The organism is Limnothrix sp. CMB-01 (genome assembly GCF_055193175.1).
Window position 1 is genome coordinate 496,063 of sequence record NZ_CM143720.1, and the last position, 12,361, is coordinate 508,423.

General features: G+C 57.2%; 10 protein-coding genes and 1 pseudogene. 4 read left to right on the top strand and 7 right to left on the bottom strand.

What is annotated here, in order from left to right; genetic code table 11:
• Positions 1-159: 159 nt before the first annotated feature.
• From ACZA91_RS02070 to ACZA91_RS02085, 4 genes are all read right to left on the bottom strand, one after another.
• Positions 160-1,464, bottom strand: a complete 1,305-nt coding sequence (locus ACZA91_RS02070) for a dihydroorotase (protein WP_463184447.1) — start codon at positions 1,462-1,464, stop codon at positions 160-162.
• A complete protein-coding gene (locus ACZA91_RS02075; protein WP_463184448.1) occupies positions 1,465-2,823 on the bottom strand; it encodes a histidine phosphatase family protein in 1,359 nt (452 codons plus the stop codon).
• A gap of 329 nt (positions 2,824-3,152) precedes the next feature.
• Positions 3,153-3,896 (bottom strand): MORN repeat-containing protein, encoded by a 744-nt coding sequence (locus ACZA91_RS02080; protein WP_463184450.1) that lies wholly within the window; start codon positions 3,894-3,896, stop codon positions 3,153-3,155.
• A gap of 332 nt (positions 3,897-4,228) precedes the next feature.
• On the bottom strand, positions 4,229-4,405 hold the full coding sequence (locus ACZA91_RS02085; RefSeq protein WP_463184451.1) for a hypothetical protein: 177 nt from the start codon (positions 4,403-4,405) through the stop codon (positions 4,229-4,231).
• Between the two features lie 565 nt (positions 4,406-4,970).
• Between ACZA91_RS02085 and ACZA91_RS02090 the strand changes: the two genes are divergently transcribed.
• The 3 genes from ACZA91_RS02090 to ACZA91_RS02100 all read left to right on the top strand — a co-directional run bounded on the left by ACZA91_RS02090 (position 4,971) and on the right by ACZA91_RS02100 (position 8,031).
• Positions 4,971-6,740 (top strand): glycosyltransferase family 2 protein, encoded by a 1,770-nt coding sequence (locus tag ACZA91_RS02090; RefSeq protein WP_463184453.1) that lies wholly within the window; start codon positions 4,971-4,973, stop codon positions 6,738-6,740.
• A gap of 297 nt (positions 6,741-7,037) precedes the next feature.
• On the top strand, positions 7,038-7,382 hold the full coding sequence (locus tag ACZA91_RS02095) for a YbaB/EbfC family nucleoid-associated protein (protein ID WP_099532961.1): 345 nt from the start codon (positions 7,038-7,040) through the stop codon (positions 7,380-7,382).
• A gap of 157 nt (positions 7,383-7,539) precedes the next feature.
• The gene (locus ACZA91_RS02100; RefSeq protein WP_463184455.1) at positions 7,540-8,031 is read left to right on the top strand and encodes a low molecular weight protein-tyrosine-phosphatase; all 492 of its coding nucleotides are present in this window, start codon (positions 7,540-7,542) and stop codon (positions 8,029-8,031) included.
• Positions 8,032-8,333: 302 nt separating this feature from the next.
• Here ACZA91_RS02100 and ACZA91_RS02105 read toward each other — a convergent pair.
• From ACZA91_RS02105 to ACZA91_RS02115, 3 genes and pseudogenes are all read right to left on the bottom strand, one after another.
• A pseudogene (locus ACZA91_RS02105) lies at positions 8,334-8,693 on the bottom strand (YraN family protein); the annotation flags it as partial.
• Positions 8,694-8,791: 98 nt separating this feature from the next.
• Positions 8,792-9,547, bottom strand: coding sequence for a hypothetical protein (locus ACZA91_RS02110; protein WP_463184456.1), 756 nt, complete (start codon positions 9,545-9,547; stop codon positions 8,792-8,794).
• 90 nt (positions 9,548-9,637) lie between these two features.
• The gene (locus ACZA91_RS02115) at positions 9,638-11,608 is read right to left on the bottom strand and encodes a glycoside hydrolase family 10 protein (RefSeq protein ID WP_463184458.1); all 1,971 of its coding nucleotides are present in this window, start codon (positions 11,606-11,608) and stop codon (positions 9,638-9,640) included.
• Positions 11,609-12,011: 403 nt separating this feature from the next.
• Here ACZA91_RS02115 and ACZA91_RS02120 point away from each other — a divergent pair, with 403 nt between their 5' ends.
• Positions 12,012-12,353 carry a carbon dioxide-concentrating mechanism protein CcmK gene (locus tag ACZA91_RS02120; protein ID WP_099532966.1) on the top strand — a complete coding sequence of 114 codons (342 nt, stop codon included), beginning with the start codon at positions 12,012-12,014 and terminating at the stop codon, positions 12,351-12,353.
• The last annotated feature ends 8 nt before the right edge of the window (positions 12,354-12,361 follow it).

Consider the following 12,361-nt stretch of genomic DNA (forward strand, 5'->3'; position numbering starts at 1 on the left):
TCAATTGCCGTTTGCACAACGGCTGCTGCACATGATCACTACCCAGTTTTTAGGGTAACCCGAAGGGAACCGGCGGCCGGCTGAATGCAAAGAGAGTTCAACATTCTCACGATCCGCATCGCGGCGGCACGAGGGTTCATCAGAGGGTTAATCAACCGTTCAGGTCGGTAACCAGGTTTGCACCACGCGCCCCGTAATTTTGTGGCCCAGCCATGGGCTGTTCTGGGCCAGGGACTGCAATTGGGCCGGCTCCACTGTCCAGGTGGCGGCGGGGTCAAACCGAATCAGGGGCTGGGCCTGACCGGGGCCGATCGCTTGGGGCGTTTGGCCCAACAACTCGGCGGGCCGCTGACTGAGCGATCGCCACAGTTCCAGCGCCGTCAATTCCCCGGTCATCACCAACCCTGACCAGAGCAAGGGCAAGGCCAACTCCAGCCCGATCGCCCCTTGGGGTGCTTCGGCAAAGGCGACGGTTTTTTCTTCATAGGTGTAGGGAGTATGATCCACCGCGATCGCGTCAATCGCTCCGGTTTTGAGGGCAGCGATCAGGGCTTGGCGATCGGTGGGATTGCCCAAGGGAGCAGGCAGATGCAGGCTGGGATCGTAGGGCAAAGGGGGGCGATCGCTGCCCGGCAGCGGTCGCCGGCCGTCAATGTGGCTGGTGTCGCAGAGCAATTGCAACCATGACAGGCTGGCCGTGAGGGGCAACCCATCGGCCTTGCCTTGGGCCACGAGGGCCGCAGCGCGATCGGTGGCCAAACGCATCACATGCAGGCGGGCGGGGCGATCGCGTAGCAATTCCAAGAGGGTGGCTAGGGCGCTGCTTTCGGCCGCCGCCGACACCCCCACCAGCCCCAACCGCAACGCCTCAACCCCTTCCAGCACAGGGCCGCGACTGGCCGAGGCCCTGTGACCCATCACCATCAACGGCAACCCCAAGGGCCCTGCATAATCCAGCAAGCGTTCCATTAAGACCCAATCCCGGATCGATCGGCCGTCGGTGAAGCCCACAATGCCAGCGGTGGCTAACTCTGCCAACTCGCTCATTTGCTCCCCTTGGGTTCCTTGGGTCAAGGCTCCCCAAAGGTGCAGGCAGGGGCTTGGCTCCGGCAAGGCCGCCCAGCGATCGCGCAGGTTTTGCACTATGGCGGGCTGATCGATCGCCGGTTGCGTGTTGGGCAACAGGGCGAGGGTGGTGAACCCACCGGCCAGGGCGGCGGCGGCCAGACTGGCGAGGGTTTCTCGGGACTCATAACCCGGTTCGCCCGATCGGGAATAGCAATCCACCAGGCCCGGAGCCAAAATTTGCCCCGCCGCCTCAATTACTCGGGTTCCCTCCGGCAGGGCTTGGGGATCCGGGTCGATCGCCCGCACTTGCCCCTGATCCAACAGAACCGTGGCCCGACGATCAACCTGGGCCACCGGGTCAATCAGACGAATTTCCCGTAGCAGTTCGATCGCCATCTACAGCGCCCCAGCGGCCGTTTTGTCCAAAATAGTGCCGGATAGGTGATGGGTAATATTCATCGCCTGCAACACCGGCAAACTATCGGGCCCGTCGGGATAGCAAATTGCCGTTACCCCACCGTTCCCTTGCTTAAAGCGCCAAATGCTGTCGGGGCCAAGACCCGTGAGCTGACAGAGCAGGGCTTTATTCACGGCATCATGGGCCACCACCAAACCGGTCAAGGGGCGATCGGCTGGCGTTGCCACTGCACCCGCCTGAGCCAGCACGGCCGCCCAGGCCTGCTCAGCGCGATCGAACACCTGTTGCAAATTCTCACCCTCCGGCATTTGCACCGTTTCCGGGTGCGTTTGCCACTGTTTCAGCAAGCCCGGATATTCCGCCTCAATTTCCGATTCATACTTGCCTTCCCACAGACCGTGGCCAATCTCCTTGAGGGTATCCAGCAAGCCCAATTCCAGCCCCGAGTGATGCGCCAAAATTGCCTCTGCCGTGGCCTTGGGGCGAGCCATGGGGCTGCTGAAGGCAAAGTCGATCGCCACATCCTTCAGGAAATTGCCCGCTTTGGCCGCTTGACCGTGACCCGTTTCATTCAAGGGCACATCAATTTGGCCCTGAAACCGCCCCTGGCGGTTCCATTCCGTTTCCCCGTGGCGCACCAACAGCAACTGCGGCCCCCGATCGCCCCCACCGGGCTTGGGCACGGCGGAACCCCCCAAGGCTCCCAAATGCGCCGTCAGGTTCATCGATTCCAGTTGCACCGCATCCCCTAGGCCACCGGCAAAGTTCAGCACACTGATTCCGCAGTTCGATTGCAGCAGGCAGTGGTAGCGATCAGGGCCAATTCCCAACGCCGTGCTCAGCAAGCAACGGTTAATGCCGTTATGGCCCACCAAAACCACCGTTTGTCCCTGATGGCGGCTCAAAATCTCTTCCCAAAAGGCCTTAGCCTGCTCTCGCAGGGACAGCACCGGGAAATGCGTCCCACTGGCCAGCGCCATGCTGAATTCGTGGGGCTGGTGTTTCCACTGGTCATAGGCTTCAGGAAACTGAGCCTTCACGTCACTCACGGCCATCCCTTCCCAAAGGGGCAAATCCACCTCTCGCAACAGTTCGTTGGTGGTCAGGGGCGGCACGGGCTGCAATTGCTGACAGATGGTTTCGGCCGTTTGGCGCGCACGCTGAAGGGGGCTGCAATAGAAGGCATCGATCGCCAAACCTTGCAGGGCGATCGCCACCTGGGTAGCCTGGTTACGCCCCAAGTCAGTCAGCACCGACTGATCGCAGCGCCCTTGAATGATCCGGCGGGTGTTGAAGTTACTTTGTCCGTGGCGGATGAGGATAACGCGCGTAGCCAAGGGGCTGTCTCCTAAAGTGGGGGTCAGGGGGGAGCGGGGCAACAGGACTATTGCCGGGCTGAGGGCTTGTCAGAGCGAAGGTGCGGCGGTTTGGCGATCGAACAGGGCCTTGCTTCGGGGATTGAAGGCGGGCCCATGGCAGACAACCGGCGCTCAGCCAGGATGCATTCTACCGCTCTGGGGTGAATCAACAGTTTTTCTGATCGGATCTTCTGATTGAAGATTTCCATGGGAAAACAACCGCCCCCCAAGGAAGCGGTTGCAACCAAAGCACACCAGGGGCCGATCGAGCCGGAAACTGCTACACCACCAAGGCGCAACCGATCAGCCTATTGCGCTAACACATCCGGTGCGGTGGTTTCGCCAAAGCCCGATCGCCGTTGGGTGGGTGGGTTAGGGCTGGCGCTGGGCGTGGGTTGTTGGGTGGGTTGGGTCGCCGCTGACGGATTGGTGGCCTCAGAAGTGGGGGTCGATCGGCTCTGGGGCGTGGGGGTAGGGGTTTGAGCCGGTACGGTGCGCGGGACCGGGGTCACCGGCTCAGGCGATCGCGGCTCAGTCGCTTGGTTCAAGGCCGTGCGCACGGCTTCGATCGGCTGGGCCTCCTTGAGTCGGCCCCCTTCCCACAGCCCCGCCAACTGTTGCCCATTGGCATAGCTATAGATGCCGCGACCGTGGAAAGCATTGTTGCGAAATTCCCCTTCGTAGCGATCGCCATTGGCGGTGCGGTAATTGCCGCGGCCGTTGAACTGTCCCGCCATAAAGTCTCCTTCATAGCGATCGCCCGCAGGCGACACATAAAGCCCCCGCCCTTGCAGCTTGCCGTTCACCACCTGGCCTTCATAAACCCCACCCGCCGCATAGGCATAGCGGCCGCGCCCCGTGCGCTGACCCGCCACAAAGTCTCCCTCGTAGCGATCGCCATTGGCCGCCAAGCAGTTACCTGGGCCCGTGAAGATGGCCGCCTTGGCTAATTCTTCACAGGACGCGGTGGCGGAATTGGTGGATAGGCGCACTTCTTCCGATCGCGCCGCTGGACTAATCCCGATCGTGCCAACACAGGCACTCAGAACCATCGGAAGCACAACACCCCGACCCCATGGCCAAGGCAAACAAGTTGAGTTGGATCGCATAAGGTTTAGATGAGTAGCTATTGCAATCGTTCTGAGCAACCGCCCATCGGCGGCATGGCGAGCGGCGTGGCTAAATCTTTTGTAACTGGCTGATCGCGATCATGACGAATTTTCTATTAAATCGTTATTTTAATCGGGCTTGTCTATTTTGTCTGCATTCAAGCAATCACTTGAATTGATCTGATTGTGAGAATTGATTTGTTTTAGAGCATTTTTACCCTAATTTTCACTCCGATTTTTGAACCATCCAAGCTTCAGTAACATCGTTGGGATCGTTACAAAAACCAGTAGGACATCTTGAGGCTGGACTCAAAATCATCTGCATCGGTTTTGTCTTGGCCCAGAGGCAATGGTTGGGAGGCAATGCTCGGAATCGCGATCGGACGCTGACCTTTCCGACCTTCAATTTTGGAAATGATGATGAAGCGATTACAAACTCCCAAAGCAGTCAATCCTTAAGTCGTTCAAGGCCAATTGCAGATCAAGAACAGATCAAAAAACAAAATCGACAGAAAATCAGTCGAAAAACCCTTCAAAATCGATCTAAGACTCCCATCAGGGACGAGGGAGATTGGCTTGAAACCTTGATTAGTTCCCTCAGCTTTGCTCATAGACATAGAGCATAACCGATGGAATAGCTGATGGATTAGCTGGGAGAATGGGCGGGAATAATGACTAGGGACAGGGTTGTGGCGATGCATTAGCGCAGATCCCGCTTGTTGGGGGCATCGTTAGCTTGGGGGGCATCGTTAGCTTGGGGGGCAATGGCTGCGGATGGCTTCCCTCCCGCGATCACCCTTGGGGTCTGAAATGCTGAAAATGCCGCCCAATTAGTCCCGAGCAGGGTACATCAGCATCGATCGAAGTAAGCAGTATGTGCGCTGGCTGATTGACCACCCCAGGGTCTGGCTCTGGCCGGGTCGGGTGATCATCCCCAGTTTGCAACACTTGAGGCGATTTCCTTGGGATCTGCGCCGTGGCTCATCCTTGCAGCCTGGGTCTGCCCACAGCCGTGCTATGCAATTCAGTATCGTCATCGCTACCTATAACCGCCGTCGGCTGCTCGATCGGGCGATCGCCTCTGCCTTGGGGCAAAGCTATCCCTGTGAAGTCGTGGTGGTGGACGACTGTTCCCGGGACGATACCCCCGAATGGGTGGCTCAGTTGCAACTCAGCCTCCCGATCGAGCGACGCGCCCAATTGGTCTATTGGCGCAACAGCATCAATCAGGGCCATTCAGCCAGCGTGAACCGAGGTGTGGAGCTGGCCAAGGGCGACTGGGTGAAGTTGCTGGATGATGATGATTATCTTGATCCCAATTGCATTGCTGAGTTTGTGCGGGCAATTCGCATTCACGATCAACGCTGTGGCAAAGGTTTACGTCCACCCGCGGCCCTGTGCTCCTGCCAGGCCTTGCAGGTGGACTTACAGGGCAATGAAATGGGGCACACCCCTCGCACGGGGCCAGGTTTAGCCTATTTCATTCCCCAAGAGGATATTCACTACGGCATGTTGGTGGAGATGGTGCCGTTTGGTACGCCGGTGCAAGTGGCCTTTCGTCGATCGGCCTTTCTGCAAGCCCGGGGCTGGGACTCTCAGTTTGATACCAATTTTGATGATATTGATGCTTGGATTCGCATTGCTGAATATGGCGATGCCATTTTTTTAAATCAGTGCTTGGCCTATCGCACCGTTTGGGACGGAGCCTATAACCGGCAATTTTCGTTCGATCGCCGGTTTGACACCAATTGGTCCATTAAACAAAAAATTCACGGACTGGTAAACGAACGGTTTCAGCAACAATTACCCGAAAGCCAGGCGGTTCAGTCCTATCTGCGCCTGCATTGGGGATTGGTTGCCCTTAAGCATTACCAATGGTTCAAGGCTTTCTCGATCGCTGCTCCCAGTTTGCTATCGGCTCGGGGATGGGGCCTGATGTTGCGGACTCGGCTGAATCGTATTTTCCACGCCCTCACCTGGACATACCGAGACACCCAACGCTATCTGAAGCGCCGCCTTCAGGCCTGGATTCGGGCCCAATCGCCCCAATCGCTGCTGCGGGGTGGGTGGTTCAAACTGCGCTGGCAACAGATGCGTTTTCGGTTGCAGTTGGCGCGGCAACTGTGGCAGCAGGGGTTCCCCTTGGCGGCTCTGTTTGTGGTGAAAACGGTGGTGATGCGTTGGGCGATCGCCCTGTGGCTCGATCCTTTGGTGCGCTGGGCCCAACGATCGCCCCGGCGACGGGCTTGGCTGCTGCGCCGTGCGGCCCGACTGTGGCGTTGGCTCGATCGGGACTTAAATTTTCTGAACCATTTAGATCATCCCCAGCGCCGAAGCAGTCCCCGTCACTCCAGTGCGCCCCGTCATCCCAATTACCCTCGCCCCCTCAGCGATCGGATCAGGAATCGTCTCGATCGCCTGAGTCGCCTGAATCGCTTAAGTCGCCTGAGCTATTTGCCAACCAGCAATCCTTTGCTCGCGCTGCCCGCTGCCCCAATCTCCAGCCCACCACAACCGCAACCACAACCACAACCGCCCAAACCACCCATGACCCCAAGGTTGCGCCAATGGATCGATCGACTGCGGTTCGTGCAAGCTCGCCAATTGTGGCATCAGGGGCGTTGGCTGAAATCTTTGGCGCTGTCGATGCCGCTGCTGTTTTCCCCTGCCATTTGGGGGCTGATGTGGCAGCGGGGCGGGCGGGCAATGCGCCGGCCGAAGGTTCGGCGGTTTGTGCTGCTGGATTTGCCAGCGACTCCGGGCGATCGGCCTCATCCTCACCCCTGAATCAGGATGCGATCGGGGTGACAGCAAGGGTGAACTGGAGTGAAACCAGAATGAACCCAGAATGAACCCAGAACAAAGCCAGGATGAAACCAGGATGCGATCGAGATGAATCGCTCCGCAATGGGAGTGGATTCTTGGGTTACCAACCGCTTAGGGGCGCGGCTGTGTTGATCGCTGCCAGTGATAGCATGAGCAGGGGCCAGGGCCGGAGAACGATCGAGTGCGATCGCCCGTCCAACCCAATGTTTCTGAACCTATCGTGATTTTGACTGCGCGCAGACCGCGCGACTAACACCTATGTCGCAAAACAAAGGATTTGGCTTCGGCTTGGGCAAAATGAAGGAAATTGCCCAAGCGATCCAAAAAGCCCAGCAAGTGCAAGAAGATGCTAAAAAGCTGCAAGAAGAGCTGGAAAAAACCGAAATTGAAGGTCAAGCGGGCAACGGCTTGGTGAAGGTGGTGATGAGCGGCAACCAAGAACCCCTCCGCGTAGAAATTTCCGCAGAAGCCTTGGGCGAAGGGGCTGAAGTTTTGTCGGATCTGGTTTTTGCGGCCATGAAAAACGCCTACACCGCTTCCACAGAAACCATGCGGCAACGAATGGAAGCCCTGACCGCTAATCTTCAGCTACCGGGCATGTAGTCCCTACAGATCTGCGATCAATTCCTCAGCCCCTGAGCCTGCTGTTCCGACATCGCAGAAGGCTAGGGGCTTCGGCCCCTGGCCTGCGGTGAGTGAGACACATCGAATTCAGTTGCCTTCTTTGGCACTTTGCTAGACTCTGCGAAATCTGTGCCCTATGCCTGTCAAACTGCTATTTGTCTGTTTGGGCAATATTTGCCGATCGCCCGCTGCCGAAAACTTGATGAATCATCTCATTGCACAGCGCGGCTTGCAGGGGCAAATTGAGTGTGATTCGGCGGGCACAGGAGCCTATCACGTGGGCGAGCCACCCGATCGGCGCATGAGCGCGGCGGCGGCGAATCAGCCAGGCATCAAACTGCAAGGGCGGGCGCGACAATTTTCTTCCGTTGATTTTGCGGATTTTGACCTAATTTTGGCGATGGATCGGGATAACTATTGGGGCATTTTGGCGCGCGATCCCGATCGCAAATATCGCGACAAGGTGAAAATGATGTGCGATTTTTGTCGCCACCATGACCTCAAGGAAGTGCCTGATCCTTACTATGGCGGCCCCGAAGGATTTCAACAGGTTATTGATCTGTTGCTTGATGCCTGTGAAGGACTGTTGGAAACCCTAATTCAGGAAGGCAAGGTTACACCTCCTTAGGATTAGGAAACTGCCGGGTTAACCACAGGGTTAAACAACTGTTCACCAACTTCAGAATTTAGACCATTTAGCATTCAACCATTTAGCATTTAGCCATCAAATTCGATCGCCCCAGGCCAATAGTCCCATAACACCAGGGCTTGGCCCTGAAACTGCGTGGGTTTTCCGAGGGTAATGAATTCGTTGGGTAATTCGTTGGGTAATTCATGGGGTAACCCGCTGGTTGATTGACGCATCAACTCATGGGGTAACTTAAGGTTCAATTGAGGGTTCGATCGCTCCGTTAATCCTGTGATTGGCCGAATCACTGATCCCTCAACCCCAGCTACTGTTCCCCGAGGCGATCGCCCTACCAACGCCACATCAAACCGCCGAGCTAAATGGGCCCACTGGGGATGTTGAATTAAAAACAACTCCGCCGTTCGTAAGAGTTTCAGTTGCTTGGCGGGGGTGATGGCTAACGCGCCGTTGCGATCCCAATTTCCAGGACTGCGGGTTTTCACCTCCACAAAGGCCAATTCCTGGCCCGATCGCGCCACCAAGTCCAACTCACCGGCCCGACAGCGCCATCGCCGCGCCTCGATCGTCCAGCCCTCTTGCATCAACCAAGCGGCCACCAACCCTTCACCCAATTCGCCTAATTGGGCCGCCGCTTGACGTTGATTAGTTGAGCGTTGATTAGTTGAGCGTTGATGACTGGGGTGCTGTTGATTTTGGTGCTGATCCATAAGAATAGGCCCAAAAACTATAGGCCCAAAAACTAACGTGTTTCGCCCGTGTCCAGAATCACCCCTAGGGCGATCGCAATGCGTCGATCGAGATAGCGATTGAGATCCGCACTCATATCCAAAACGTAGCGATCGAGCAGGGTAAATTTGCGGTTAAATTCCCCAATTTGGCGATCGCTATTCCCCTCCAAAATGATGAAATTCGTTCGCAAAACCCACATCAGCGGTTCTAAAAAGCGCCGTAATAATGACAGCACAATCGAATCCTCTTTGGCTACACAAAGCAGTGAGCCATCGGGGCGATAGCAGTGCCATCGTTTGCGCAATATATCGTAGAGATAGTTCTTGCGAAATCGAGCTAAGTCCCCTTTCAAATCGCGCACAGTGAAAGTGGCGGTGAACCATTCAAATTTTTTCTCTTGAATGATTTTAATCAGTGGTTCCTGTTTACTGGCATCTCGATAGATGGTGATATGGCGCTTGGGTGAAATCAGCACAATCACCGTCAGAACTGCGATGCAAATAATGATTGTTCCCATCAAAAACACTGGCAATTGCAAGTTTTCTGGCATCACCGACATCAGAAGAGCCAGCAGCACGATCATGACGATGGTGGCAACTAAACCGGCCAAAACCGCCAACAAGCTACGCGCCCAATGGGTTGGCCGTTCAATGAACAGAATCGGGTCTCCGTGATCATCACAAACGTCATATTTTTCCGAGAGGGTCATCAACTTTTGTCGCAATAAGAATCGATCGCGGTTAAAGACTGAATCGACCTGAAACATGCTCAATTCTCCACAACATCACCCGATCGCCCCGTGGTGGCGGCCCCGGTTAGCCCAGGTTTCTGGGCCAACGTTAACCGACAACCCGCCTCATCGCAGGGTCACCACCACCCCTTGGCTTTCACGGGCCGATCGATCCACGGCGCAGAGGGCATAGGTTCCGGCCCCCAAGGCGAGCGATCGCACTCCGGCCGCCAACAGGCGATCGAGCGTCCAACTGTTGCCCTGTTGTCGATAAAGGGCCCAACCACGCAACCCTTCGCCACCCGCAGCCCAAGTGAGTTCTCCACCATTGACCCTCACCCCCGTGGGCGGACTCGGCGGGTTGCCGGTGGCCCTCAAAACCGGCGGCAAGGCTGGTTGGGCATAGAGTTCCTGGCGCAGTTGGTCGGCAAATCCCTGGCGGTTTTCCGCGATCGGCTCAATGTTATAGAACGCATTTCCCAAAGCCCGCTGGGCCGCCAGCTCCCGCGTGAGGGTAATTTGCTGCTCAAATTCGGCCACTGACCAAGCGCTGCTGCTGCCCAATTTGTCCAAGTTATTGCCGGGGTAAACATGGGCCCCGTTGGCAATTTGCACCCACCAGTTCAGCAAGGTGCGGTAACTTTGGGCCGTTTGATCAATCCGCCAATAGAGTTGAGGCGCAACGTAATCTAACCAGCCGGCCTTGAGCCACCATTTGGGATCGGCAAACAGGCGATCGTACTGATCCAGTCCCACAATGCCCGCCGGTTCTCCGGGACGATAGATGCCAAAGGGGCTGATGCCAAATTTGACCCAGGGTTTGACTGATCGAATCTGTTCCGACAACCGCTTCACCAGCTTGTTTACGTTGTCGCGCCGCCAATCGGCCAAGGTTTTGCCACCCCCCCAAGACCAGTAGGTTTGGCGATCGGGAAATTCTTGTCCCTCCACGGGATAGGGATAGAAATAGTCATCCAGGTGAATGCCGTCAATGTCGTAGCGCCGCACCACATCCAACACCACATCCACGGCTCGGTTTTGCACCTCGGGCAGGCCCGGATCCATCCAGCGCTGCGTGCCGTAGGTGTAAACGGCGTTGGGGTAAACGGCTTCCACGTGGTTCCCGATGCCGATCGGGGCGTTGAGGGAGGTGCGGGCCCGGTAGGGATTGAACCAAGCGTGGAGTTCCAGGTTGCGTTGGCGGCATTGCTCGATCGCGAAGGCCAGCGGGTCATAGTAAGGATTGGGTGCGCGGCCCTGGGTTCCTGTTAACCAACGGCTCCAAGGCTCAATGCTGGAGTCGTAAAGTGCGTCTCCTTCCGGGCGAATTTGCAGGAAGATGGCGTTTAAACGGGCCGCCGCCGCTCGATCGAGCAGGGTCACCAATTCCGCCTGCTGTTGGGCGCTGGACAGGCCCGCCTTGGACGGCCAATTCACATTCCACACACTGGCAATCCAAGCGGCTCGCAATTCCCGTCGATGGGACAGATTCACCAACTGGGGCGGCGGATCCCCGGGTTCCACCAAGTAGGGTGAGTCGATCACGGGGAAATTGCGATCGGCCACCAGGGCTTGATAGAGCATAGTGGCCACTTCCGCCCGGCTGCTGGCTTGGCTGGGGCGCAGTTGCCGCAAGTTGGGAAAATTCGCCACCAAGCGACGGTGCAAGGCTCGCTGCACCGGTTGTCGGGCATAGGTTGCGATCGCTCCGGCATCATCAAAAAAACGGCTCAGATCCAAGGTTTCGCCGCCGGTTAAGCCCAACCCATTCACCAAGGCCACCAACACATCGGCCCGCACGATCGTGGCATCGGGGCGAAAGGAACCATCCGGGTAGCCACTGAGCAAACCCCGTTCCCAAGCCTGCTGAATTGCAGCTCGGGCCCAATGGTTAGCGGCCACATCCCGAAAGCTGCGGGGCGATCGCACGGGGGGCCGATCGACCGATCGCACCAGCAAGGCCGCGAATTGGGCCCGAGTTAAGGGGCGATCCGGTTGGAAGGATCCATCGGGAAATCCACTAATCAACCCTCGATCGGCCAGGGCCGCGATGAAGGCTTGGGCCCAGTGGTTGGTGATGTCTGCAAACGTCGCCATTCTCCTCCAATCCCTTGCTGCGCTGCGATCGCTTCTCGCACCCTAGCATGGCCTTGAACTTTCGCCCCATGGCCCGATCCCCTTTTGGGCCCCGGCCAAGGGGGCGCTGATTAGGATCAAAAATCACTGCGATTGCAAGATTCAATCGGGCGATCGCCCCCAGATTCCCAAAGAAGTCCAAACACTCAGCGCCGCGATCGCCAATCGCCCGTACAATGTTGCGTGGACGCTCAACCCCGCGTCACAACTCCGGGCGCTGTTTGTGTTCGGCAGTTTGCGTTGGGCAATTGAATTTGCGCTGGGCAATTGGTTGTGACCGCTGCCGGTTGACGTGGTTCCATAGCTTGCAACTCTTGCAACCCATTGTTTTCATTTAGCTAGGCTTTTCACAGGAGAGCGCCCCATGGCCCAAGCGGTAGGCTCGATCGAAACCAAAGGCTTCCCCGCCGTCTTGGCCGCAGCCGATGCAATGGTTAAGGCCGGGCGCGTCACCCTCGTTGGCTATATCCGCGTGGGCAGCGCTCGCTTCACCGTCAATGTGCGCGGCGAAGTGGCTGAAGTTAAACAATCCGTTGAAGCGGGCATCGCGGCGGCCGAAAACGTCTTCGGCGGCGTGGTGGAATCGTGGGTGATCATCCCGCGTCCCCACGAGAATGTGGTGGCGGTGCTGCCCATTGAATACAACGACAAGGTGGAACAGTATCGCGTGGCGGTGGAAGGCCCGCGCCTGCTCACCTCGCGCTAGGGCTGATT

What these genes read in the sequence shown, in the direction of transcription:
- ACZA91_RS02115 (WP_463184458.1), bottom strand. Translation starts at nt 11,608, where the DNA reads ATGGCGACGTTTGCAGACATCACCAACCACTGGGCCCAAGCCTTCATC.
- ACZA91_RS02110 (WP_463184456.1), bottom strand. Translation starts at nt 9,547, where the DNA reads ATGTTTCAGGTCGATTCAGTCTTTAACCGCGATCGATTCTTATTGCGA.
- ACZA91_RS02080 (WP_463184450.1), bottom strand. Translation starts at nt 3,896, where the DNA reads ATGGTTCTGAGTGCCTGTGTTGGCACGATCGGGATTAGTCCAGCGGCG.
- ACZA91_RS02070 (WP_463184447.1), bottom strand. Translation starts at nt 1,464, where the DNA reads ATGGCGATCGAACTGCTACGGGAAATTCGTCTGATTGACCCGGTGGCC.
- ACZA91_RS02095 (WP_099532961.1), top strand. Translation starts at nt 7,038, where the DNA reads ATGTCGCAAAACAAAGGATTTGGCTTCGGCTTGGGCAAAATGAAGGAA.
- ACZA91_RS02090 (WP_463184453.1), top strand. Translation starts at nt 4,971, where the DNA reads ATGCAATTCAGTATCGTCATCGCTACCTATAACCGCCGTCGGCTGCTC.
- ACZA91_RS02100 (WP_463184455.1), top strand. Translation starts at nt 7,540, where the DNA reads ATGCCTGTCAAACTGCTATTTGTCTGTTTGGGCAATATTTGCCGATCG.
- ACZA91_RS02120 (WP_099532966.1), top strand. Translation starts at nt 12,012, where the DNA reads ATGGCCCAAGCGGTAGGCTCGATCGAAACCAAAGGCTTCCCCGCCGTC.